Source organism: Pseudoalteromonas sp. SG43-1, from assembly GCF_014164415.1.
GTDB classification, from domain to species: Bacteria; Pseudomonadota; Gammaproteobacteria; order Enterobacterales; family Alteromonadaceae; genus Pseudoalteromonas; species Pseudoalteromonas distincta.
This window is the reverse complement of the sequence record NZ_JACJFD010000013.1, coordinates 48,359-72,486: the sequence shown is the minus strand read 5'-3', so window position 1 is coordinate 72,486 and position 24,128 is coordinate 48,359. Positions and strand designations below refer to the sequence as shown.

Annotated in this window: 21 protein-coding genes; 10 read left to right on the top strand and 11 right to left on the bottom strand. The window is 39.4% G+C overall.

The genetic code is table 11. From position 1 onward, the window contains the following. Positions 1-67 precede the first annotated feature (67 nt). Entirely contained in the window at positions 68-754 is a 687-nt protein-coding gene (locus H5159_RS10835; protein ID WP_182780274.1) for a hypothetical protein, read from the top strand. Positions 755-1,395: 641 nt separating this feature from the next. On the opposite strand, the gene H5159_RS10830 is transcribed toward H5159_RS10835, so the two are convergent. Next, on the bottom strand, positions 1,396-2,253 hold the full coding sequence (locus tag H5159_RS10830) for an MBL fold metallo-hydrolase (RefSeq protein ID WP_024596687.1): 858 nt from the start codon (positions 2,251-2,253) through the stop codon (positions 1,396-1,398). Between the two features lie 169 nt (positions 2,254-2,422). Next, entirely contained in the window at positions 2,423-4,306 is a 1,884-nt protein-coding gene (locus H5159_RS10825; protein ID WP_182780273.1) for a propionyl-CoA synthetase, read from the bottom strand. Positions 4,307-4,492: 186 nt separating this feature from the next. Between H5159_RS10825 and H5159_RS10820 the strand changes: the two genes are divergently transcribed. Then, positions 4,493-4,894 (top strand): NUDIX hydrolase, encoded by a 402-nt coding sequence (locus H5159_RS10820; protein WP_024596686.1) that lies wholly within the window; start codon positions 4,493-4,495, stop codon positions 4,892-4,894. Here the strand turns inward: H5159_RS10820 and H5159_RS10815 are convergent, their stop codons facing one another. The 6 genes from H5159_RS10815 to H5159_RS10790 all read right to left on the bottom strand — a co-directional run bounded on the left by H5159_RS10815 (position 4,895) and on the right by H5159_RS10790 (position 10,478). After that, a complete protein-coding gene (locus H5159_RS10815; protein ID WP_182696150.1) occupies positions 4,895-5,992 on the bottom strand; it encodes a polysaccharide lyase family 7 protein in 1,098 nt (365 codons plus the stop codon). It lies immediately after the preceding gene. Between the two features lie 252 nt (positions 5,993-6,244). Continuing rightward, positions 6,245-7,009 carry an ABC transporter substrate-binding protein gene (locus tag H5159_RS10810; RefSeq protein ID WP_024596684.1) on the bottom strand — a complete coding sequence of 255 codons (765 nt, stop codon included), beginning with the start codon at positions 7,007-7,009 and terminating at the stop codon, positions 6,245-6,247. Between the two features lie 206 nt (positions 7,010-7,215). After that, positions 7,216-9,054 carry a DUF4105 domain-containing protein gene (locus H5159_RS10805; RefSeq protein WP_024596683.1) on the bottom strand — a complete coding sequence of 613 codons (1,839 nt, stop codon included), beginning with the start codon at positions 9,052-9,054 and terminating at the stop codon, positions 7,216-7,218. 79 nt (positions 9,055-9,133) lie between these two features. Further along, complete coding sequence (locus tag H5159_RS10800) at positions 9,134-9,616, bottom strand: DUF3015 domain-containing protein (protein WP_002962856.1); 483 nt, start codon at positions 9,614-9,616, stop codon at positions 9,134-9,136. A 170-nt stretch (positions 9,617-9,786) separates the two neighbouring features. After that, positions 9,787-10,176 carry a hypothetical protein gene (locus tag H5159_RS10795; protein WP_002962855.1) on the bottom strand — a complete coding sequence of 130 codons (390 nt, stop codon included), beginning with the start codon at positions 10,174-10,176 and terminating at the stop codon, positions 9,787-9,789. Beyond that, positions 10,173-10,478 (bottom strand): hypothetical protein, encoded by a 306-nt coding sequence (locus H5159_RS10790; RefSeq protein WP_002962854.1) that lies wholly within the window; start codon positions 10,476-10,478, stop codon positions 10,173-10,175. Before H5159_RS10790 ends, H5159_RS10795 begins: the two co-directional genes overlap by 4 nt. Positions 10,479-10,751: 273 nt before the next feature. On the opposite strand from H5159_RS10790, the gene H5159_RS10785 reads away from it, so the two are divergent. Next, positions 10,752-11,171 (top strand): VOC family protein, encoded by a 420-nt coding sequence (locus H5159_RS10785; protein WP_002962853.1) that lies wholly within the window; start codon positions 10,752-10,754, stop codon positions 11,169-11,171. Between the two features lie 193 nt (positions 11,172-11,364). Then, the gene (locus H5159_RS10780; protein WP_182780272.1) at positions 11,365-12,156 is read left to right on the top strand and encodes a hypothetical protein; all 792 of its coding nucleotides are present in this window, start codon (positions 11,365-11,367) and stop codon (positions 12,154-12,156) included. Positions 12,157-12,158: 2 nt separating this feature from the next. Here the strand turns inward: H5159_RS10780 and H5159_RS10775 are convergent, their stop codons facing one another. Then, positions 12,159-13,763 carry a diguanylate cyclase gene (locus H5159_RS10775; protein ID WP_182780271.1) on the bottom strand — a complete coding sequence of 535 codons (1,605 nt, stop codon included), beginning with the start codon at positions 13,761-13,763 and terminating at the stop codon, positions 12,159-12,161. A 75-nt stretch (positions 13,764-13,838) separates the two neighbouring features. Continuing rightward, entirely contained in the window at positions 13,839-14,735 is an 897-nt protein-coding gene (locus tag H5159_RS10770) for an AraC family transcriptional regulator (RefSeq protein WP_182711860.1), read from the bottom strand. Positions 14,736-14,920: 185 nt separating this feature from the next. Here H5159_RS10770 and H5159_RS10765 point away from each other — a divergent pair, with 185 nt between their 5' ends. Both H5159_RS10765 and H5159_RS10760 read left to right on the top strand, forming a co-directional pair. Beyond that, positions 14,921-16,066 carry an iron-containing alcohol dehydrogenase gene (locus H5159_RS10765; RefSeq protein ID WP_002962851.1) on the top strand — a complete coding sequence of 382 codons (1,146 nt, stop codon included), beginning with the start codon at positions 14,921-14,923 and terminating at the stop codon, positions 16,064-16,066. A gap of 483 nt (positions 16,067-16,549) precedes the next feature. Beyond that, on the top strand, positions 16,550-16,996 hold the full coding sequence (locus H5159_RS10760; RefSeq protein WP_039490309.1) for a DoxX family protein: 447 nt from the start codon (positions 16,550-16,552) through the stop codon (positions 16,994-16,996). Between the two features lie 62 nt (positions 16,997-17,058). On the opposite strand, the gene H5159_RS10755 is transcribed toward H5159_RS10760, so the two are convergent. Next, entirely contained in the window at positions 17,059-20,145 is a 3,087-nt protein-coding gene (locus H5159_RS10755) for a beta-galactosidase (RefSeq protein ID WP_182780270.1), read from the bottom strand. Between the two features lie 112 nt (positions 20,146-20,257). On the opposite strand from H5159_RS10755, the gene H5159_RS10750 reads away from it, so the two are divergent. The 4 genes from H5159_RS10750 (at position 20,258) to H5159_RS10735 (ending at position 24,123) form a co-directional block, all read left to right on the top strand. Continuing rightward, the gene (locus H5159_RS10750) at positions 20,258-21,076 is read left to right on the top strand and encodes an AraC family transcriptional regulator (protein ID WP_024595140.1); all 819 of its coding nucleotides are present in this window, start codon (positions 20,258-20,260) and stop codon (positions 21,074-21,076) included. An 81-nt stretch (positions 21,077-21,157) separates the two neighbouring features. Then, the gene (locus tag H5159_RS10745; protein ID WP_039490315.1) at positions 21,158-21,466 is read left to right on the top strand and encodes a hypothetical protein; all 309 of its coding nucleotides are present in this window, start codon (positions 21,158-21,160) and stop codon (positions 21,464-21,466) included. 150 nt (positions 21,467-21,616) lie between these two features. Next, positions 21,617-22,879 (top strand): TolC family protein, encoded by a 1,263-nt coding sequence (locus H5159_RS10740; protein ID WP_182780269.1) that lies wholly within the window; start codon positions 21,617-21,619, stop codon positions 22,877-22,879. Continuing rightward, a complete protein-coding gene (locus H5159_RS10735) occupies positions 22,876-24,123 on the top strand; it encodes an efflux RND transporter periplasmic adaptor subunit (protein WP_182715582.1) in 1,248 nt (415 codons plus the stop codon). The genes H5159_RS10740 and H5159_RS10735 overlap by 4 nt, the downstream gene beginning before the upstream one ends. Positions 24,124-24,128 lie beyond the last annotated feature (5 nt).

Sequence of the window (24,128 nt, the reverse complement as noted above, 5' to 3'; positions counted from 1 at the left end):
TTTCTTGCTATTATAACTAGTCATTTCTAGCCGCTTTTAGCAAGGTGCTATGTTCTTAAGGAAATATATGAAAATCGTTAGTGCTTTATTGATTGTGCTGATATTAATGCCAATCTTTCTATACATATATCAGTTTGGCTTTGGTTTTTGGGCTGATCATGCCGAATGGGCTGAAATGGGAAGTTTCTTTGGTGGTATTTTAGGCCCTGCAATAACTGTTATTTCGGTTGGATTTTTGTATGTTCAACTTAAAGCACATCAAAAGCAGCAGCAGTACACATTGGATGCACTCAAACTTCAAAAAATTGAGTCTGATATTGTATTCTTTATAGCGACAGTGAAAACAGAATTAGCCCGTGAAATACCAACTATGAATAATAAAGTTTTAAATGAAATCCTTGGTCATCATGCTGCTGAGTTTTGTTCAGTACACACGAACTATCAAGGAGAAAAAAATCCTGATTTTATTATCGATGGCTATCGTAGGCGTTCATTCGATTTCTTAATATGCTACGAAGGCTTATTTAGCTCTTGGATTGCCCTTAATGCCCATTTACATAAATTAAATGATTTGGATATTACATTGAAAATGGACAGTTATAAATCACAAAAAGCAAGAATATTTACAAGCTTAGATAGTTATATTTGCTCTCATTTAGACACTATATCAATGCTCCTTGATACTAAGTACGTACCACATTTTAGACCGTCATTTAAAGTTGCACGAGACAAAGCCCAAGCACAATTTAACTAACGAGCTCAACTAAAAGCTAAACAATGACAATGTTTCTACTTCTGTTTAGTGGATACCTCCTTATCACATTGATGAGGCTAAAATATCTAAGTATATCAAACGTTAGCGTTGCCAATATCACTCAACTCTATATTAATAAAAAGCGCAATTTACTTCTTTTACCTAAACGAGTTTACTTAGCAAAGCGTTTTTTATCGAGCCTTACAATGCCAATGATCATCGTGTTTAGTGCAAGCTTGTTTTGTGGGCTTGGCTTTTACGATCACAATGTTGGGAGAGTTGTGCTCAGTTACTAAAACAGGCGTAACTACTTTAAATACTTTTTTATGTGGTTTATGCGCACTGGGACCATGTTGATATACAGTGCAGCCGCTCATAATAAGCGCGGTCGTCATTACTAAAACTATTTTTAAAGATAAGTTCATGTTTATTAGTCCTATGTAGCTTAACACAAAGCCTAGGATAAACTTTTTTTTGTATAGTGCTGTAAGCAAACGTAAGGATATTGTAAAGGTGACTTATATGGCTTTTGACGTCTATTTAACTAATTAATAAGTACATTGGTACTGCGTTAAATACGCCAATACCAATGCTTACAATATTGAGTTTAGAGCTCAGAGCTTAGTCCACTGAGTTCAAACTTATAAATCGCTGCGCCAACCCATACCAGACTCTTCCATTAAACGCTCGTACACGCCTTCTATGTTAAGTGGTAACCATGCATCAAACTGTTTAAAGTCACTAAATTGGTCTAATTTTACATTTTGTTTAATTTCGTCAAGCGTATTACCGGCTAAAACGCCTGCGGTTACTTGGCTATACAAAAGCTCTAAATAACTTAAGTAACGCGCTACATCTGCTTTACTGCCAATATCGGCATGTCCGCCTACAAAATTATTAAAGTCATATTTGAGTACCGCTTGAGTTGAATTAATCATGCCTTGAATATCGTAACTCCACAGTTTTTGCCACGGCATTCTGCCAATAACAATCCAATCAACCACAAATAAGGTTTTTTGCTTTTCGAATAATATACTAACCGAACCACGACCATCGTTTGGACCATGGTAGTTAAGCTTTACTGTTGAATCACCAAGGGTAAGTAGTAGCTCGTTATCAAAAGTAAGGCTGGGCATTACCGTTTTCATTTGTGTGTTTTTAATATCTTGCGCGGCGAGTTTATGCGCCACAAAAGTGGTGTGCGGGCTTTTGAATACTTCGGCGCCGTAAATATGATCGCTGTGATTATGGCTATAAATTACATACTTTACCGGTACGTTATAGCGAGTTTTAATTTGCTCGTTTAACCAGATGGCGGCTTTTTTGTTAAGCGGGTCGGTAACAATTGCACCCTCAGGAGTGATTAAAAATACTGAGCGGTGTCTGTCGTCTATAAAGCGGTGTAAGCCATCTCCTAAGTCTTCTATTTCATAGGCTTGTGTGGCAAAGCCTATAAACAATAGGGCTGTGGTTAATAGTTTTTGTAGCAAGCGGGGCATACACCATTCCTTTTTAAATTGATTAAATTAATAACGCTATTAAAAGAAGAAAGCATTAAGCCATAAAAAATTTCAGCTGTTGGTTAAATTAAAGCTTAAGTAAAAGGATCAAATATAAGGATGAAATAAAAAGCCATTATAAAAATGGCTTTAGATAGCTTGGTTGGGTTTATCTTTGCGTTAGTTGTTGGTTTATTTCTTCAAAGATACTGGCATCGTCTATGGTTGAAGGTATTTGTAGCTCTTCGCCATCGACTAGTTGGCGCAAATTTTTACGCAGTATTTTACCCGAGCGAGTTTTAGGCAACCTATCTACGCTAACTATATTTTTAAGGCACGCAATAGCGCCAATCTGATTACGAACACTTAAAACAAGCGCTTCTTCCACGTCGGTACTTGAGCCCATAAAATCATTTTTAAGCACGATCATTCCCATAGGAAGTTGCCCCTTTAGAGGATCGTTCACACCAAAAACAGCGCATTCAGCAACAGCAGGGTGCGCGGCTACTATCTCTTCCATTTCGCCGGTAGAAAGCCTATGGCCTGCTACATTTATAACGTCGTCGGTTCTGCCCATAATAAATAGGTAGCCGTCTTCATCAATATAACCACCATCGCCAGATAAATAATAACCCTCGTATTCATTTAGGTAGCTTGCTTTAAAGCGCGGGGTATCTTGCCAAATTGTTGGTAGGCAACCCGGTGGAAGTGGCAGTTTAATTACCACGGCGCCTTGCTCGTTAGCTGCGCATTCATTGCCATCCATATCTAATATCCGCACGTCAAAACCTGGAGTAGGCACGGTAGAGCTGCCAGGTTTTGTTGCTAAGTACTCAAGCCCTACAGGGTTACAAGCAATAGCCCAGCCGGTTTCTGTTTGCCACCAATGATCGAGCACTGGCAGTTTGGTTTTTTCTTTAAGCCACTCGTAAGTAGGAGGGTCCAACCGCTCGCCAGCTAAAAATAAACGTTTTAAGCTTGAGGTATCGTATTGATTAAAACCATCGGCATTTGGATCTTCTTTTTTGATTGCTCTAAAGGCGGTGGGGGCACTAAATAATGCATTTACTTTATATTCTTCTACCACGCGCCAAAATGCACTAGCATCGGGCGTTTTAACGGGTTTACCTTCATATAATACGGTCGCGCAGCGATACATTAGCGGTGCGTAAACTATATAAGAGTGCCCAACTACCCAGCCAATGTCAGACGCTGCCCAAAATACGTCGCCGGGCTTCATACCATAAACGGTTGCCATGCTGTATTGCATTGCCACTGCGTGACCGCCATTTTCGCGTACTACGCCTTTGGGTGTGCCTGTCGTGCCTGAGGTATATAAAATATAAAGCGGATCATCTCCATTTACAGGCACCGGATCTGCGCTTGCAGCCGTTTGCATTGCCTGAGTCCAATCTATGTCTCGTTTAGGCTTAAGAGTGGCGGTTACTTGTGGACGCTGATAAATAACGCAGTGTTCTACTTTGTGCGCAGCTAAGTCTATTGCGTTATCAATAAGTGGTTTGTATTCAATAACGCTGTTTACTTCAACACCGCATGAGGCGCTAAGTATAAGTTTGGGCTTGGCATCATCAATGCGTACAGCTAATTCGTGTGCAGCAAACCCACCAAATACCACCGAATGAATAGCACCAAGACGAGCGCACGCCAACATACCAATAACAGCTTGTGGGATCATTGGCATATAAATAACAACGCGGTCGCCTTTTGTAACACCTAACGATTGTATTACGCCTGCAAATCTAGCAACTTCTTGTTGTAGTTGTGAGTAGCTATAAGTTTGCTTTGTATTAGTGACTGGGGAGTCGTAAATCAGTGCAGTTTGCTCGCCAAATCCGGAAATAACGTGTTGGTCTAGCGCTAAAAAACTGGTGTTTAATTGCCCGTCGCTAAACCAATGGTAAAGCCCGTCGTCGTCTTGTGTGTATGCTTTTGTGGGGGGGTTGTACCATGGAATATTTTTACTTTGTTCGAGCCAAAATTGGGCTGGGTTTTGCTTAAAGGCATTATATTGCTGTTTATATTCGACTGACATGTAAGGCTCCTAAAGCTAAATTTGTGTGTGAGAGACCTTACAAAATGTAGGCTTTTTTTAGCAAGCAAGCTATTCGACCTTGGTCGGCTAAAAGTTAATCAATACACTGGTTTTAAAAATACAAAATTGACAACACAAAGCGTGTGGTTCAGCATGGCGGGCAGTAAAAATAAGAGAAAATACGATATGAGTAACGTAGTAAGAGTAGGGGTTGCGGTTATCATAAAGCATCAAAACACAATTTTACTAGGTGAGCGCATTGGCGCGCATGGTGCTAATACATGGGCAACACCTGGTGGACATTTAGAGTTTGGTGAAAGTGTTGAACAATGTGCAATACGAGAAGTGTTTGAAGAAACAGGTTTAAAGGTAAGTAAAGTTACTAAGCTTGATTTTACCAATGATATTTTTACAGCAGAGAACAAACACTATATTACGTTGTATGTAAAAGCTGATTTTGAAGGCGGAGAGCCTGAGCTTAAAGAGCCTAATAAATGTTTAAAGTGGCGCTGGTGCGATATTAATAATCTACCAACGCCACTGTTTACATCACTAAAAAATTACTTATCTGAGGCTGTACTAGCCTAGTTATTTTGTTGGCGGTGTCGCTGGGCTTAACTCTAGTTTACTAAAGCTTACTTGAGCGTAATCGCCATTTTGTTTATCTGTAGTCCAATCGCCAGTGCCTAAACAACCTGGGTACCAAATACCTTTAGCGCTCTTAGTGCTACATTGGTTATAAGCGCCGGCTTTAAAGTAATGCCAATCTGCAGCGTAACCATGTGGATGGTCTTTTTCGTCCACTTTGCCATAAGCATCTACGTTATTACCTAAGTTAATAGAGTAGTTAACGTCTTCTTTGCCTTGTGCGCTAAATGTAAGGTGCATAACATTTTTATACACATTGACCGTGTAGCTAAATTCTTCACCTAGTGCAATACCGGCACTGCCAGGCTCATTAGGGTTTTCCCATGTATTACCCCAAACTGGGTAAGTAATGTCTTTACGGTCAGGATTGGTTTTAGGTAAGTTACGTTCGTAGTTCCAAAAAACTGAGCCTGTTTTATGCCCTGGCCATTTTTTGTAATATATTTTAAGTGGCTCATTGCCCCAGCCATAACCAAGCTTGGTATCAATAAGTGCCTGATCTTTACCTGCGTGAATTTGCCCTACAACAACCGAGTAAGCCGCTTTTTTATCAGGATCAGTTGCACGTAGCGCAACGTGATCTACTTTTAACGTTGCTTCCATTTTTCCACCAACAGAGCCAAATCGGTCAGATAGCGGGTGAACAGCTAAAGCAAAGTTGTTTTTAGAGTGTTTAGTTTTAATTTTAGTATTTGATCCACGGATCATTTGTCTAAGTTCACTACGGGTATTAGTAGAGTTAGCACTTGTAAGCGCTTTATTAGGCGAGGTAAATACCATGTAGCCTTTATCATCAAGATAGAAAAAATCAGGGTGTGCGTAAGTCTGAATTTCTTCTACATCTATTTCATCAATTTTACCGTCGTTGTTTAAATCAACTGGTACATTTATTTTCCAGTGTGATAAATCAAACTTTGTTGCAGGTACCGGCGCATCGCTTTGCTGATTAGTGCTTTGGGTACTTGAACAAGCCGTAAAAAGTAGAGGTGTGATAACGGCTAAAGCCGTAAGTTTAAATGTGGATGTATTTTTTATCATTATTGTCTCTGTGTGATGAAGTAAAAATTGCGCGGTACAGGCGTCGCTTAACTTCAATCTAACATACCAATTTAAAAATTAAAACTTACCAATTTGTAGTTTTTTATAATTAATTGTTATTTTAATGACGGTGTTTTGGTTAACCAATAGGGTTGGTTAACGTTATTATGTTATTTAAAATTGTTAAACAGAGGTGTTTTTCATCATATTTGGTAGCGCTTGATGTTTGCTAATATACTTATTTAAATAGGTTTAATTTATAGAAGGAGGAAGAGGGAGTTGCCACTTTTTTAAAATGGCTTGGTATTCGCCACTTACTTTTATAGTTTTTAATGCCTGCGAGATTAAGTTTGCTGTTTTATCGTCAAGCTGATTATTAGCAGCAAAATAGAGTATTGAAGGAAAATCAGCTAAATGAAGTCGTTTAGTTATTAAGTCTGGGTCGAGCCCTGACATTTTTAGTTCATTATCTAAGGTGAGTGTATTCATAAGGACAAAGTCAGTTCTACCCTTATAAAGCATTTGCCATGCCTGCTGATAATAACTAGCTAGTATTAAATTTTTATCTTCTTCAAACCCCATCTTTATTAAATATTTGGCACTCAAATATCCACGAATAGTGCCTACTTTATAAAATTTTGCATGATTTAAATGAGTTACTTCGTCTTTATGGCTTTTTAAACTAACTAGGTAGGCATCAGTAAAGTATACCGCTCCTAACCATTTAAACTGACTTTGCCTAGCGGGAGTTTTTAATAAAGAGAGCATAATTGTGTTTGGATTAGCTGCTAGCTGATGAAAGGCTCGTGCCATTGGCATTATTTCAAATTTAGCTTGTAGCTTTGCTTCTCTTAAAACAGCCTTAGCAATATCAACGGAAGCTCCGTCAGCTTCACCGCTTTTGTTTTTAAAATGGTAAGGGTGTAAATCTTCGGCAATAAAAGTAAGAGAGCTTACTGCCCTTACATTACTGCAAAAAATAAAAACGAAAATGAAAACTACAACACGCAGATACATAAGAGAATCTTTCTAACTACAATACTTTGAGTTTAAAGGGTCTTGTCTGAAATATATACTCAAATGTATAAAATAAGTAAATGAATAGGTATGTAGAGAGTCTATTGCATAATTAAAGAAGTGAAAATTGAACGTGTATTGAGTAAAGTTTTATATACCCACAAGCGCTGTAAAAATAATTGAGCCCTTGTGGGTATATGCAATGATTAAAAGTAGTATTGAATTGCAAATTTAGCCGATGTACTACTTGTATACCAATGTTGGTTTTTAAGTTCAGTACGTATAGATAAATTACGTGATAAGGAGTAATTCCACTTTATTGCAAAGTCACTGTGTTTATCTGCTTGGCCATCTATTAACCATGTTATGTTTGCTGTAAGAGCGAGTTTATGACTGTTATTTATTTGCCATATTGCACCAGCTTCACTACCAATGCCTGTTGTTAGGTTGTCTGTTATGTCACCATTATTAAATTCAACTTGGCCAAGTAAATAGCCGTGTAACGTGTTTGGGTTACCGATTGATTTTCCGTATCCACCTTTAGCAAACCAACGACCTTGTTGAATATTATTATTAGGCTGACGATCAAAGCCCATTTTAAAGTTCCAAGACCAGCTATCAAACACGCGGTTATCGGGTGCAAGTGACATAGCATCTAATAAATAAAAATGCTCAAGTCGCGTGTTACCCTTATCGCTTATGGCTCCTTCAATATCAAAAAAGCTAATTTGAGCACCAGGAATAAATCCAGCTGAGCTATCTAATAAATCATGGTATGCAAGGCGATACGCAAAGCTTGTTAAGTCACTTTGATGGGCATACTCAGTTCTTCCAAGCGTTACTTTAGAAGAGCCATGACCTTGCTCTGGAGAAGCAATAGGACGACTTGGCTTAGTAAATGGCGAAGCTACTTTATATTTGCTGCGCATTAGTAGTAGCTTAGTTAGTCGCGGTGCAATTTCTTCACGCTTTAATGCTTTATCGTAAAATTCAAAATTTAACCATTCATACGCCATTTCTAATATTGCGACTAATTGCGACTGTGAGTAATTACGAGTATTGAGGGAGCCACCTTGCATTAACTCTCTTGCATCATCAAGTTGTTCGTTAGTCATTTGAGTAGAGTAATGGTAAAGCTTAGTGCCAAAAGCAGGGCGGTAATTAGGAGTTTGTAGTAAGTTGTTATTTCTTAGTACTGCAACGGTATCTGATGGAATAGCTTGCATATTAAATGACGATGTTAAATCAAGGTCCTCTTGTGCGAGTTGTAATAATGCAAGTAATTGGTAAGAGCAGTTTTCATCAATAAAAAAGTAATCAAATGTAGCTGATTGTAGCTCCCATAAGTGCAATAAAATAAGCTCTACTTGTGGCTCAGATAAATTAAGTTTGTATTCCCAAATATCACGAGATTCTAAATCATTATATTCGCGTACTTTTTTATAGTACGGCATAAGCGAAAATTTACCAGGATAGCTGCCAATCAGGCCTTTTAGTGCGTACATAGCTGCATTGTCTGAGCCGTTTGGTTCTGCTGCAAAATTAACTGCGAATGCGAGCAACTCTTTATGGCGGGTCTGATCTTTTGCATCAATACGAAGTAAGGTGTGACCAAACATTGATGATGGGCTATTCATAAATGCAGTAGGAAAAACTAACGTAACCCCTTTTGGGTTTATTATTTTTTGCCACGCCTGAAGCTCTGGGCAATTAAGCGCGGGCCAGTTATTTTTAATTTTTGTTTTTAGCCATTTATAGCGTGCTGGAAACCGACAGCGAGATTGTGTTGTTTTTGGGTCAGTATTTTTACCACTAAATGCGGCTATAGTGGCTTCAAGTTCGTCCAGTGGACTTGTTTTACCTATAGGAGATAAAAAAAACTCAGCACTATCTACTTCACTTTTCCAACCACCTAATGTGGCCCCACGGTAATGACCTAATTTGAGCCAGTAAGGGTCGGTTGCTAAGGTGTCATTTTTAAAACTTTGAGCGTTTACGTAAGTACTAAACAGCGCAATTGATAAAACAAAGAATATTTTTTTCATAATCACTAAACAATAAAAGCCGCTAGAGAAATACTCCAGCGGCTTTATTTATACGTATAAAACCGGCTAATTTAGCTGATTAAGAAAGAGTATAAGAAGCAAGTTGTGCGTTACTTGCAAGAACAGTGTTTAGGTTTTCTAAAACTGTTTGCGAAGTTACGTTTTCAGAAGTAAATACTGAAGAAAACTGTGCTTGAGCAAGCGCGTTGAATGCTGCTTTATCTTGATCTGCAACACCCCAAGCTTCAGCTAGAGTAGCTAAAGTTTCGCCTTCACCTTTTGACATATCACGAGCAAGTTGCTCCATGTTACCGTCGATGAATAAAGCAATTTTTTCTGAAGACGTTACTGTACCAGTACCATCACAACCTAAAGTACCAAAAGTGATACCAAAAGTTTGGTTACCAGAAGTACCGTTTGTTGTAGCGCCTAAAATTTTAACGCCTTTACCTTGCTGACCTGCAAATAACATAGAACCAAGACCACAACCAATATCTTGGTCAGCCATTGCATTTGAGAAAGGTAGTAAAGATAGTGCAGCTACTGCGATTAGTTTTTTCATTTTCATAAATCCATATATGATTGTCTTTATTTAGGGTAAATAAAGTTCGCGAAAGATTCTAACAGACTTGCAGAGAAAAAGAACAGCTTAAAACATGAATATTTTACACTCTAATTTCTCTACTATATTAAAGCGAATGCAGGGAGAAACTAGACCAGTTCAATAATTTTTTATTGAACTGGTGGTGGTTTTTTACTTCTTGGGGCACCTAACAAAATACAGGTATGGCAAATACATACAGATAAAAATGCACTAATACCTAGTGCACCACCGTAGCCGTCAAGTTTTGGTACAAGAAATTCAAATAATATTGAAAATAAAACAGATGAGCTTGCTACCGTATAAATACCAAAACGATGCGGGGCGCTCATGCCAATAAATGTACCGCCAAAAAATATAATCGCGTATAAATCGGGGTTTAAATTCAATGCGCTAAAAATTAAGTAAGCAATAATAGAAAGTGAAGAGGATGCTCTTATACCATCAAAGCGACTATGCTTAGCTAAATAAAATGTTAAAAAAGCCCCAAGCAGTACAAGTAACGGGTATTCAATACTCATAATACAATTCCTTTAGCTAATACAAAAAGTGCCACGCTTGCAAAAGCTACACTGCCAAGCTTGCCACCAAAACCCGTAAACATATTCATAGTAAGCACATACAAACTTGAGCCAATAAGCGAAATAATAGCAATTTCCCAGTAACTGGTAATTAAATGGGTTGAACACATACCGGCAAAGCTACCAGCATAAATTGCAGCATAAGGATGATTTTTATAACGCGCAGGAAAGGGAATAAACGAGCCAATAAGCCCCGTTAGCGCAGCAGAAATTACTAAAGGCAGTGCAAAAGTAGTGTGCATAGCAAAGCAAGCTACAAAGCCTAAAAAGAAAGTAATGAATTTTAAAAGTAAGAATTTAATCATAGCGGCGCATTTTAAACTAATCCTTTTGCGCTTTCTAATACTCTCTAACAAATAAATGTTATAAGTAATTACACATTTAAAAAGCATGTTTTTTAAACGACTTTTAGGTATTAAATATGCTTAATAGCGTTGCTGTTAATGTTCTATAAATCACAAATTATGTATAATGGCGATAATTTAATGTATTAAAGTGTTAACCAAGGGTTATTTATGTCTAACTGTTTGCATCTGGCTATTCCGGCTGGCGATTTAAAAGTGGCTAAAGCGTTTTATTGTGACGTACTAGGCTGTAAAACCGGTAACAGTGAAGAAGGTCGCTGGGTAGATATAGACTTTTGGGGTAATGAACTTACCTTGCACCAAAGTGTTGAGCGCTTACCAACAGTTCGCCATGATGTTGATATGGGAGCTGTAGCAGTACCTCACTTTGGGATTCACTTATCTGAAGATGAATTTAATGGATTAAAAAAACGTATTGAAGATGCGGGTATTGAATACCTAGATAAACCATACCGCCGTTTTATTGGTGATGAGTTTGAGCAAGAAACGTTTTTTATTGAAGATCCAAATGGCAATGTGCTTGAAATGAAAACCATGGTAAACCCAGAGGTTTTATTTAAAAAAGTATAAATGCTGTTGTTTAAGTTAAGCTAAAAAACCACTTTAATAAGTGGTTTTTTTATAACTATTAATCAGTGTTTTGATAAATTACTTAATATTTACAGGTGAAAAAAATTACACTACATGCATGATTTTTATTCACTCTACAATGTAGGTATAGACACGTAGACTTAATTTCAACTCTCATACTTTATTGTTATTTATGCTGCTTAAACTCATAATTGCACCTTTGCTTATTTTACTAATAACATTCGCCCAAAAACGCTTTGGTAGTTTTGTTAGCGGCATAATTCCTGGCTTGCCTATTACCTCTGGGCCTATTTCTTATTTTATAGCATTAGAGCAAGGTAAATTATTTGCAGCTAACTCAGCGGTGGCTTCTCTTTATGGTATGAGCGGTATAGGCTTATTTTGTTTTAGTTACTTGGTTGTATCACGAAGGTTTGGAATGCTTAAATCGCTTTTTACAGCGTTAAGTATTTGGTGTGTATTTAGCGTTATTACTTTATTTTTACCCGTGAATATTATTGTGGCGAGTGTGGTTTCGCTTTGTATTTTACTCGGTTTAACTATTATCTCTACAAAGCTAAATATACCAGCTGATGCAAAACCATTAAATGCCCGCTGGGAGCTTCCGGTAAAAATGATATTAGTGACAAGCTTTATCGTACTTGTTACGTTTATATCACAGCATATAGGGTCTGCGTGGAGTGGATTAATCTCTACCTTTCCGGTTATTTTAGCGGTAATGGGCAGTGTTGCCCATTTTAGTGACAAACAAGCCTCAACGTTTAAAATTCTTAATGGGGGTATTATTGGTTCATTAGGTGGGTGTGTATTTTTTGCGGTGATTGCGTTTATGTTAAAACATAACTTTATGATTTGGCAGGTGTACGCAACAGCTGCCATTTGCTCAACGTTATTTACTATTATTTTTAGCCACTATATAAACCGTAAGCAGTTTGCTAAGCCAGCTACGGTTTTAAATACTTAAAGTTAGCCATCAACTAAAATGAGTGGCTTTACTTTACGCTGTAGTTTTTCATGATACATAGCGGTGTCACCGGCTTTTAAAATTTCGTCAATATTTTTAGGAGGCTCACTAAATACGCTGCTACCAATGCTTGCCTTTATAGCAATAGGCTGGTCGTTATGCGTGATGGCGAGTTTATCTAACTCTATTTTTAGATGGTGTGTTTTTGGGCTTACTTGCGCTTTGCTGTAAAAGTGGGCAAGTACTACAAATTCATCGCCGCCTAAGCGGCCGACTGCATCGCTGGTGCGTACAATACTTTTTAAACTGGCGGCTACTTTACATAAAGCTTCATCGCCTACGGCATGCCCATAATTGTCGTTTATCTGTTTAAAGTCATCTAAATCTATATACATTAAACATAAAACTCCGCCTTTTTTTGCATGCAGCTCAATCAGCTCTGATGATTTTTTACCCCAGCCACGGCGGTTTAAAATGCCACAAAGGTGATCGTAATCGGCTTCGGTTTCGGCACGTTTTTGTGCGATTCGCATACGGCTAATACGCCTAGAAACAGCTACTGCTAGTAAAAATGACTCCACAGCGAAAGCCAAAATAAATCCGTAACGTTGCATAAATGGGCTTTGATTAATAAGTAATACTCTAAATATCATGCTTACGAGCACCAAGCTCAATGCTACAAAAACAAGCGTTGCTTCGCGTATTCCTTTGCGAGCCTGTTGTGCCGCTAAAACAAAAATAACAGTCACAATAATTAATGAGCCGTAAGCCATGATGTTGCCAGCTATTTGCCAAATCAAAGTGTTACTGAACAATATTTTTATTAAAGAAAAGCACATAACAATACCGGCCATAATTTTTAAAATCTTACTTGTTTTTGGCCATCTATTGTTTAGTTCAAGTAATGCGCACATAAACCATGTAGCACTGAGTACTGTTAAACCTATGCTGAGTAAGTATAAATCAAATAGGAGTGATGAAACGTGGTCAGTTATAAATAAATAGAGTTGGCCTTCTTGAAGCAAAATAAAGCTGCCAATACAAAAAATATAAGCGCTGTATAGCTTAAATATCTTGTCGTGAAGCCTGTAGCCCATTATAAATACGTAAAAAATGAGTGTGATACACAGCCCATAAAAAGCACCCATAATGAGATTATGTTGCTGTGTTTCTTTAAAAAAAACTTGTGTATTTTGCCACTTAAAGCGTGGTGTATAGTTAAGTTTTGACTCAACTGTAATAATGGCTGTAAAGTTTCCTGAGTCCATTAAAAATGCCACTTGTGCCGATTTTAATGGCTGCTTTATTACACCGTTTTGCTGCCATGTAAAATCATCAAGACCTGGGCGCAAAAACGAAAGTACGCCGCCACGCTTTAACAAGCAGTTAAGCTGAAATTGGTTTGTACCGCGTTTTGCCTGAAGTTCAGAAGTTGTATTAGGTTGTAAAGATGATGGAGGGGACTGACTATTTAAGGGGGTAATATCGCAAAAATCGCCTGCATTGCTATTAAATGCTATTAAGTAAATAAAAAAAAGAAATACGTATTTAGCACCTCCGTGTAAAATATTAGGAACTGTATTTTTATGATGTTTTTTGTCAGCCATAAGCACTTCCAAGCTCAACTACATTTTTTTATACTAGCAGAGCCCACCTATTTAGCTATTAGTTAATTAGTTAAATTAACTGTGTAATTGAGTTAATACTTCGCTAGGTGTTTTATTAAAGTGGCGTTTAAATTCGCGGCTAAATTGCGATGGGCTGGTATAGCCAACCTTTAATGCAGCTTCGTTGGCTTTACTTCCACTAGTGGTTATAAGTTCTTTAGCCTTAGCTAAGCGTACTTTTTTTAAATACTGTAGAGGGGATTCAAACGTTACTTGCCTAAAAGCACGATGAAACGACGATACGCTCATGTTTACATCTTCAGCTAACCCTTCAACCGTAATTTGATTGGCATAACTACTATGCATAGTTGAGAGCGTGCGGGCGATACGTGCATAATGCCCATCATGCATAGCAAGCCCTATTAAAGTATGTCCTTGTGGACCACAAAGTACGCGATATACCAATTCTTTTACTATATCCTCGCCAAAAATGTCAGCCTCAATGGGGTTATTTAAAACAGTTAATAACCTATGAGTAACGAGCTCCATTGCTGTATCTAAAGTTGCCGACTGTACTGCGCCAATTTGTGCAGACGACGATGACGCTGAAAGAGGCTTATGCTGCATTATTTGATTAACGAGTTTGTGTAGCATTGCAGGGTTTATATCTATGGCAATGCCCATAACGGGTAAGTCGTTATCAGTAAATGCTTCACACTCTAATGGCACCGGTACGCCAAGGACTAAGTAGTCGCCTGCGCCGTATTTTATTTGATGTTCAGGAAAGTGAATTATTTTATGACCTTGCCCAACAATAATAATACCTGAGTTATATATAAGCGGCTGGCGCGGCGAGCTTTTAGTTGCTCGATGAAAATACACGCCTGGAATAACAGTTTCCATGGTGCCTTCAAAGCTGAGTAATTGGTTATGCTCGGCGTATTGTTGCAACATATTGGCTATGGTGGGCATAAAAGGCATCTTTAATTGAGTGCATTTTGCGTAAAATAACAATGTTGGTAGTTTTAGGCAAGCTTTTGCGAGTTATTGGGCTTTTTTTATGTTTGTTTTGCTACTAATATGCACTCATTGGAATTTAGCTTAGCTAGTAACTAAGCATTCTATTTAGTATTTAACCGTCACCTAGGAGCAAAATAATGAAATTTAGCTACGTAAATCCAACTCTTATCCAATTCGGTCAGCAACAAATTGCGGCACTATCTGATTTGATCGCAAAAGATCAAAAAGTACTTGTAGTGTACGGCGGCGGTTCAATTAAAAAGAACGGCGTGTACGACCAAGTTGCAGCAGCACTTGAAGGCTTTGACTGGGTTGAGTTTTCGGGCGTTGGCGCTAACCCAACAATTGAAGTGCTAGACCAAGCAGTAAAAATTTGTAAAGAACAAGATATTGACTTCGTATTAGGCGTAGGCGGCGGTTCAGTGATCGACGGCGTTAAATACATTGCCGCATCAGCCGTTTATGATGGCGAAGGTTGGGATATTCCTACTGGTAAGCATACTATTACTAGTGCATTACCAATCGGTGCAATATTAACATTGCCTGCAACGGGTTCTGAATCTAACCAAAACTCAGTTGTGAGCAAAGAAGCAACGAAGCAAAAACTACCGTTTGCATCACCAGAAGTACTTCCTAAATTTGCGATTATGGACCCTGATGTAATGAAAACATTACCGCAGCGCCAACTTGTGAATGGCTTAGTAGATGCATGGGTTCACACCTGTGAGCAGTACCTAACATTCCCTGAAACAGCATTAGTTCAAGAAGGTTACGCTGAAGCACTTTTAAGAACGCTTAAAACTTTAGGTGATAACTTTGAAAACCAAGATGACGCATGGCGTGCAAACCTTATGTGGGCTGCTAACCAAGCACTTAATGGTTTAATTGGTTCTGGTGTATCGCAAGATTGGGCAACACACATGATTGGTCACGAGCTTACAGCGGCTTACGGTGTTGATCATGCACGTTCACTTGCTATTGTTCAGCCTTCTTTATTACGTAACCAATTTGCAGTTAAAAAAGCAAAGCTTGAGCAAATGGGTAAAAACGTATTTGGTCTTGAGCAATCTGAAGACTTAGCAGAGAAAACAATTGCAGCAATTGAAGCGTTTTACCACAGCCTCGACGTAGCGACCCAGCTTACTGAACATGGCGATGATAAAGCCGCTGCTATTGACAATATTATTGGCAAACTTGAAGCTCACGGCATGGTTGCTCTTGGTGAAAACCAAGCTATTACGCTTAAAGAAAGCCGCGAAATTTTAGAGCAAGCGGTTGCTTAATTTTCAAAGCTAAGCGCTTACTTAAATATACTAGGGCGTGTTGATCTTTGGTGGGTGAATTTGCAGCAGTATGTTTGGTTTTTAGGCAAGGCGGAGCCTATGTAGTGTGGTTATTCCCCATGAATAGGCGATAACGCAGCATAAATACCAAACATGCGCTGCCCTTTGGGTTCTTTCTAGGGACGATTAACTCTTTGTTGCTCGGTTTTTACTTAGCCCACTAGGTTACAAACCTCGCGCCGCGATTTAATCGCCCCTAGATTGAACAAATTTCAATCCACAAAGATCAACACGCCCTAAGTAATACGTTAATAAAAAACCGTCAACCTTTGGGTTGGCGGTTTTTTTATGGGTTATTATAAATACTGCGTTGCTAATTAACCAATGAGTTCCGTATTAATGTTTTTTAATGATGATAGTAAACTGTGTTCAACGGTTAGGAAAAACCTAACGATTAAATAAATTAAAACAGGACTAAAACTCATGAAATTACTAAACACATTACTTAGCTCAAAAGCAGGCGTAGCAGCATTAATTTTACGAGTGCCAGTTGGCCTTATTTTAGCGGCGCATGGTGCACAAAAGCTATTTGCTTGGTTTGGCGGTTACGGGCTTGAAGGTACAGGCCAATGGATGGCGAGTATTGGTTTAGAGCCTGGCTATTGGTTAGCAATGATGGCAGGTAGCGCTGAGTTTTTTGGTGGCATTGCATTAGCAATTGGTTTGTTAACTCGCCCAGCGGCTGTAGTTGCCGGCTTTACTATGCTGATTGCTATTTTTAGCGTACATATTAGTAATGGCTTATTTATGGCAAACAATGGCTATGAATACGCATTAACGTTACTTGTAGTAACTGTAGTTTTAGCAATTCAAGGAGCGGGAAGCTTTTCTCTTGATAACGTATTAGCTAAAAAGCTCGCTAATAAATAGAGTATGTTAATTAAAAAAATAGCGGCCAATTTGGCCGCTATTTTTGTAGGTTAACTACTAAATTATTTAGCTGAAAAAGTTAAAGAATAGCTGTACTGCTTTTGCTCAAGTAAATACTCTTTATGAGTACTTGGGCTCCATGAATCATCGCCACCTACACCCATATGTTGATGATCAATGTGTACATGTACGCAGTCATCAGCAATGAGTTCGTTAGTGTGTTTCGCTTGCGTTAACATACTTTGCGAATACTCACTGGCGGCAAATAAAAACGCACCGGTTACGGTTAAATTATTAATACGCAGTAATTGGCAATCGCTACGCACGCCGTTATCGGTTGGGAATATATATGGTGTATGTAGCTCATTAAAGCTTAAGCTGTAATAACCTAAACGTGCTGCGGCTTTGCGATCTGGGTAGTTTTCAAAAGGCCCTAAACCACGCCAGTTTACTTTTGTATCGCTTTGCTTGTTAAGCGTTGTACTTAGCCCTATACGCGGCATTGGCGGAAGTGTATCGTTTAAGTGCACATCAACATTTAAGCTAATATTGCCGGTATTATTTAGTGTATATAGCCATTGTGTTTTTGCTTGTAGCACGCCATTAAACTCATAATTAAATACACATGTAATACGTATATCAACACTTGATTGCACTGCGTGAATTGAGCTGCATGTGCGCTGCCATTGCCCTATACCTGCACGCAACCAACGAGCCTCCCATGCATTAGGGTCTAGGTTATCTACTTCGCTTACGCCTATGTCGTTATCAAGCGGGGCGCGATAAAAGTTATCAACCAGTGGGCTACTAATAACCTGAGTATCGTTTTGTAACCACTGCTCTATAAGCCCTGATTGCTTGCTAAAAACAAGTTTAAACTTATCGTTATCAATACTTAGTTGAGAGTCGGTTTCGTTAACACTTGTAGCGCTTTGCTCTGTAGTTGGTGCAAATGATTCACTGTTTAAATTATTACTATTTATAAGCTTAAACTGCTCGGTGTTTAATACATGCTCGGCACTTGCAAAGCTACAGTCGTTAATTAGTGCTACATCTAAATTAAGGTGATATTGCGCACCTTGCTCAAACGCTATTTTAGTTTTAATTGTTAACGTGTGCGTACTTTGCGGAGCAATACTAAGTACATGCTCGCCTTGTTCAACACAGATGCCATTTTGCATTAACTGCCAAACGAGCTTTTCGTTATCTGTGTGTCTAAATACGTAATCGCTAAATATATCAATGGTGTATTGATTTTTAGTTTGCTCGCGCAGCGTAAATTGTAAATGCTGCTGGCTGTATTTTGCTTCAAACAGGCTAGGGTGCGGCGTGCGGTCAGGGAATAATAAGCCGTTAATACAAAATTGGCGGTCATTTAGTTCATCACCAAAATCGCCGCCGTAAGCCCAATAATGCTCACCATTTTCATCAGTTTTAGATAAACCTTGGTCTACCCAATCCCAAATAAAGCCACCTTGCAGGCGTGGGTATTCTCTAAATGCTTGCCAGTAATCGTCAAAGCTACCTAGGCTGTTACCCATTGCATGGGCGTACTCACATAAAATAAGCGGGCGAGTTTCACCCGGTAGGCTTAGCCATTTTTTTATTGAATATTTTGGTACGGCGTCATCGGCAACATGTGTATCTACACGGGCATACATTGGGCAAATAATGTCGGTTGCTGTGGTATTTGAGCCGCCACCTTCGTATTGCACTGGGCGAGAAGGGTCAAAGCTTTTTGACCATCCGTACATAGCATCGTGGTTGGCGCCGTGTCCGCATTCGTTACCCAGTGACCAAATAATAATAGAGGCATGGTTTTTATCGCGCTCAACCATTTGTGTATAGCGCGACATAAATGCACCAGCCCACTGCGGATCGTTGGCAAGCCTACCCATTGGGAACATGCCATGGGTTTCTATGTTTGCTTCGTCCACTACGTATAAACCTAGCTCATCACACAGCTCGTAAAAACGCGGGTGGTTAGGATAGTGAGCAGTACGTACAGCATTAAAGTTATTTTGCTTCATCAGCTTAATATCTTCAATCATATCGGCGGTAGTAACTGTATGGCCGTTTTCTGGGTGGTGTTCGTGGCGGTTAACACCGCGAATTAGTAGCGGTTTGCCGTTTAAGCAAAGCTGCCCGTTAAGCATTTCCACTTTTCTAAAACCAATGTTATAGGCTTCAACATCTACTGTGTTGCCTTGCTCATCTAGCAGGCTTACAACACAGCGGTATAAGGTCGGGGTTTCGGCGGTCCACTTTTTAGGGCTTTGTATATCAATTGTTTGAAATACAACATCGCTCCAGCCGCCTTTTTCATCAACGCGTTTATTGTTAGTGCTTTGTATGTGTGGCTCACGAAGTGCCTGTTCACCATCAAAAACCTGTACTGCGACTTGGTAGTTATTTGGTGCATCTATTGCGGTTTTTATATGCAAAGTGGCATCGCGATAGCAGGCGTCTAAATCTGGGGTTATAAATACATCGCGTATTTGGTGCTGCGGTTTAGTAAGTAAATTAACATCGCGAAATATGCCACTTAGCCACCACATGTCTTGATCTTCTAAATAACTGCCATCGCTCCAGCGAATAACCATAACCGCAATACGGTTGGTGCCTACTACTAACAGTTCGCTTAAATCAAACTCGCTCGGTAAGCGGCTATCCTGCGAGTAGCCCACCCATTGACCGTTACACCAAAGATGAAACGCCGAGTTTACGCCTTCAAAAATAATATGGTTACGCTGCGCTAATTGATCCGCTGTAATAGTAAACTCAGTGCGGTAACAGCCTGTAGGGTTATCGCTTGGTACAAATGGCGGGTTAACTGCAAATGGGTATTTAACATTACAGTAAATTGGTTTATCAAAGCCGTGTAATTGCCAGTTAGAAGGCACTGTAATGCTTTGCCAGTCGCTGTTTAGTGTTTCACTTAGCAGTGATTCATCAACCGCTTCGGGTTTATCGAATAATTTAAAATCCCACTGGCCGTTTAAACTTTGTTTTTGTGATTGTGTGTTAGTACGGGCATGGTCAACGCTTTTAAATCCATTGAGTGGGCTGTGCGCTTTTACTTGATTAACTTGCACCGAAATTGGGTTTTCCCAATCACGGCGGTTAATTATGTGTTGTAGTGAGTTCATTAGTGTCCTATTGCATGTGTGGCAATTATAGTGGCTTAAATATAGCTAAAATAATGCGTTGAGGTTATGCTTAAAGCTCTCTTTTATTTATCCAAAGCTATCATTTTAAATTATGCGCAACACTATTGTAGATGTACTCGATATTGGCCCAGAGTGTACAGAGCGGTTTATTGATTTAACCACGCTTTCGCAAATGCCAAACCTTGAAATAGAGCTGGCAGGTTGCTCTAATTTATTGGGTGACTATTGTGTTGCACGTACTAACCCGCTCGAACACACTCTTTTTTATACTTTGGCTGGTCAGGGCACACTTAAAACAGTTAATAACCAATACTCATTAACTGAAAATAGCTTAGCTATATTGCCTGCAAGGCAAAGTTTTGAGGTTAAAATAGCAAGCGAAAAGTGGGATGTGATTTGGCTAAACCTTGCAAACACTAAACGTTGGCAACATTTAAATTTAGCACAGGCTAAGGTATTAACTAATCAGCAATTAGCGCCATTACATTTAGCTATGGAGCTTTTATATAGCGAAAGTAACGCTACTTTGCGCGAAGGTGTTATGCCTATTTTAAGCCACTATTTAAACACTACGCTTCAAAGCGAGCCACAAATAGGTGGGCAAAACAGATTAACCAGCTTGTTTTTAGAGGTAGAAGAGCGCTTACAGTTTGATTGGACAATAGAAGTTATGTGCGAGCACGTGCATTACTCAGCACCGCATTTACATAGGTTATGCCAAGCGCAATTTGGTAAAAGCCCTATGCAGCAGCTTATTTATTTACGCATTAAACGAGCTAAAAGCTTACTACTAAATACCCGCTGGCCTGTTGCCCATATTGCCGCTTACGTGGGGTATCCTAATATATTTAATTTTTCTAAACGGTTTAAAAAATCAGTGGGTATATCACCAAGTGAATTTAGAAAATAACGTAAGCGGCTCTCTACATTTGAATAAATTTAAGGTATTGTGCGATTTCTTAAATTGCATTTTAGAGTTTTTAGGTAGGTAATGCGCTCAAACTACTTTTTAGTCGTGATACTTTTAGTGCTTGTGCACAGCTTTATTAGCTGTGATGCGGCGGCGTATCACCTGCAAGAAGAAGTTGATCACGTTACGCATGTTCATTCTCAAACAAATGCAAACGATGAAGATGCGCAATCACCTACTGAAATACATGCCCATCAGCATTGCCACTGTGGTTACTACAGTACGCTAAATCACTCTATAAGCCCTGAGCAAAGCCAAGCTACACTGCCTGCGTGCTATAGCGGTTTAAACTATCCACCAGATGTTCCGCCACCAAATTTTTATAGCTAGTTTTTAATTTTAAACACTTTGTAAATAACTGCCTGCGCCTGTGCGCTATAAGGCTAGTTATGTACATATTTAGGTTGCTTAATTGCGCTTGTTTTTAAAATAGGCGTAGTGATTAAGTCAACTCTGTTTGTTAAAAAACGGACATGCTATATGAACAAAAAACCACTTATGCTGGTGGCGCTACTGTGCGCATTACCTGCAATGAGCGTTTTGGCAAAAAATGAGCCTCAATACGTATTAACGCTAAAGCAAGCGCTTAAAAATACCGAGCAGCAAAATGCTGAACTTAAACGCTACCCGTATCATCAAAAAATATTAACGGCGCTTAAAACCCAAGCTGCGCTTTCACCTAATCCTGAGCTGAGTTTTGAAGCTGAAAACTTTTTAGGAACTCACGGCTCTCATGCGTTTTCGGGGGCGCAGTACACGCTGGCTTTAAGTCAATTAATAGAGCTGGGCGATAAACGGCAAAACCGTATTAATTACGCCACTGCCAATATAAAAGCGCAAACAATTGAGTATAAAAATACTCGGTTAGCACTTTTAGCAACCACCGCTGAGCGCTATTACCAAATACTTAAATTTCAGGCGTTAATTGCTTTAAATAGTGAGTGTAAAAACACCGTTAAGCAGGCACTTAACGCAATTGAAAAACGCGCTAAAGCGGGTGCAGCCTCAAGTGCTGATGTAACCCGCATGCGTTATGCATTAAGCCAAGTAGATTTAAATACGCTGATGCTAAATAGCGAATTTGAGCGTGCGCGCTTAGCTCTAACCGAGCTTTGGCAAGAGCCGCAAGTGAGTGATTACTATGCTGGCGATTTATCACAAATAGCTGCTGTTAAAAGTGAAGCAGTGCTACTTGATGCGGTAAATACAGCACCTGAATTTGCACTGCTGCAGCAGCAATATATGCAGCAAACGGCTAATTTGTCGCTGCAACGCTCAAGCGGGCAAAGCGATTTAACCCTGGGTGGTGGCGTGCGATATAACCAGCAAACTGATGCCAGCTCGTTGGTGTTTTCTTTTTCAATGCCACTGCAATTAAGCAATTCTAATAGCGGTAATATTGAGGCTGCAAAGCATCAACTTACGCTACTTAATGAGCAACAAGGGCAATTACGTGTTCAGCTACGCCAGCAAATACGCACTTTGTATGCGTATTACCAAGGTAAAACTGCGCAGGCACAGCTATTAACACAGCAAGTTATTCCACAAGCACAAACGCTTATAAAACAAAGTTTAAAAAGCTATCAACAAGGGCAAATATCGGTGTTGCAATTACTCGACGCACAGCAAGCTTTATTTGATTCTAAACGCGCACTTATCAACATCCATAGCGAGCTATATCAAGTACTGCTTACCCTTGAGCGTTTAACTGGCCAACCTTTAATTGAGACTCATCAATCATGAATAACACTCTTATCGCATTATTTATAACGCAATTATTTGCACTCCCATTATTAAGTAGCACGGCTATGGCATCTGATAGCCATCACGAAAAAGGTCACGAAGAAGGCCACAAAGACGAACACACACAAAAAGGCCCACACGGCGGATTTTTACTAACCAATAACGCGCTTGATTTAGAGCTTAAGTTAACCCAGTTTGCAGGTAATACCGAGCTGCGAATATATGGCTTTAATAACAATAAAGCCATTGATATAAACCAGTTAGACGTAACCATAAACGTGCAGCGTTTAAGTGAAGAGCCACAGCTTATTCGTTTTAAAGCTGAAGATGACTATTTAGTAAGTACCGTGAGCGTAAACGAGCCGCATTCTTTTAAGCTTGATGTAATGGCACGCTATAAAGGCGTTGAAATAAATTATCATTATGAGCAAGAAGAAGGGCGTACAACGCTAAGCTCCCAAGCAATTGAACGCGCAGGAATTAAAACCGACATTGCAAAAGCAGGTAGCGTTGAACTAACAGATACTTTATTTGGTGTTATAGCACCCACCGCGCACGGCACCGTTGAAGTAATGGCGCCTTATACCGGCTTAGTTAACGATATCTTTGTAAGCATTGGTCAAAACGTTAAAAAAGGCGATAAACTTGCCAGTATTACCAACCGCGAGACCCTACAAAATTACACCATAAAAAGCCCAATTACAGGCGTTATTACCGAGCAATATTTAAAGCGCGGTGAGCTTGCCAACAGCGCATTAATGCAAATAGTAAACCTTGAAACCGTATGGGTCGAGCTCTCGGCTTTTCCTGAAAATATTGAAAAGCTCGCCATAGGACAAAGCGCAAAAGTGTACGATTTACATCATCATTTAAATGCGCAAGGTGAGGTGTTTTACATAGCCCCGATGATGAGCGGCGGGCATATTGCGCGTGCGCGAATCGAGCTTACAAACCCTGATGGTCATTGGCGTCCTGGTATGCATGTTAATAGCGACATTAGTACTGCAAAAGTAGATGCTGCAGTGCGAGTAAAGGCTACAGCTGTGCAGGAATTTAACGGCAAACCTAGTGTTTTTATTAAAAGCGGCAATGTGTTTGAAGTACGCCCTGTAAAGCTTGGTGCTAAAAACAGCGAGTGGGTAGAGGTACTTGAGGGGCTTTCGCCAAATAGTGAGTACGTAACGCAAAACAGTTATGTAATTAAAGCCGATATATTAAAAAGCGGCGCAAGCCACTCACACTAGGAGGC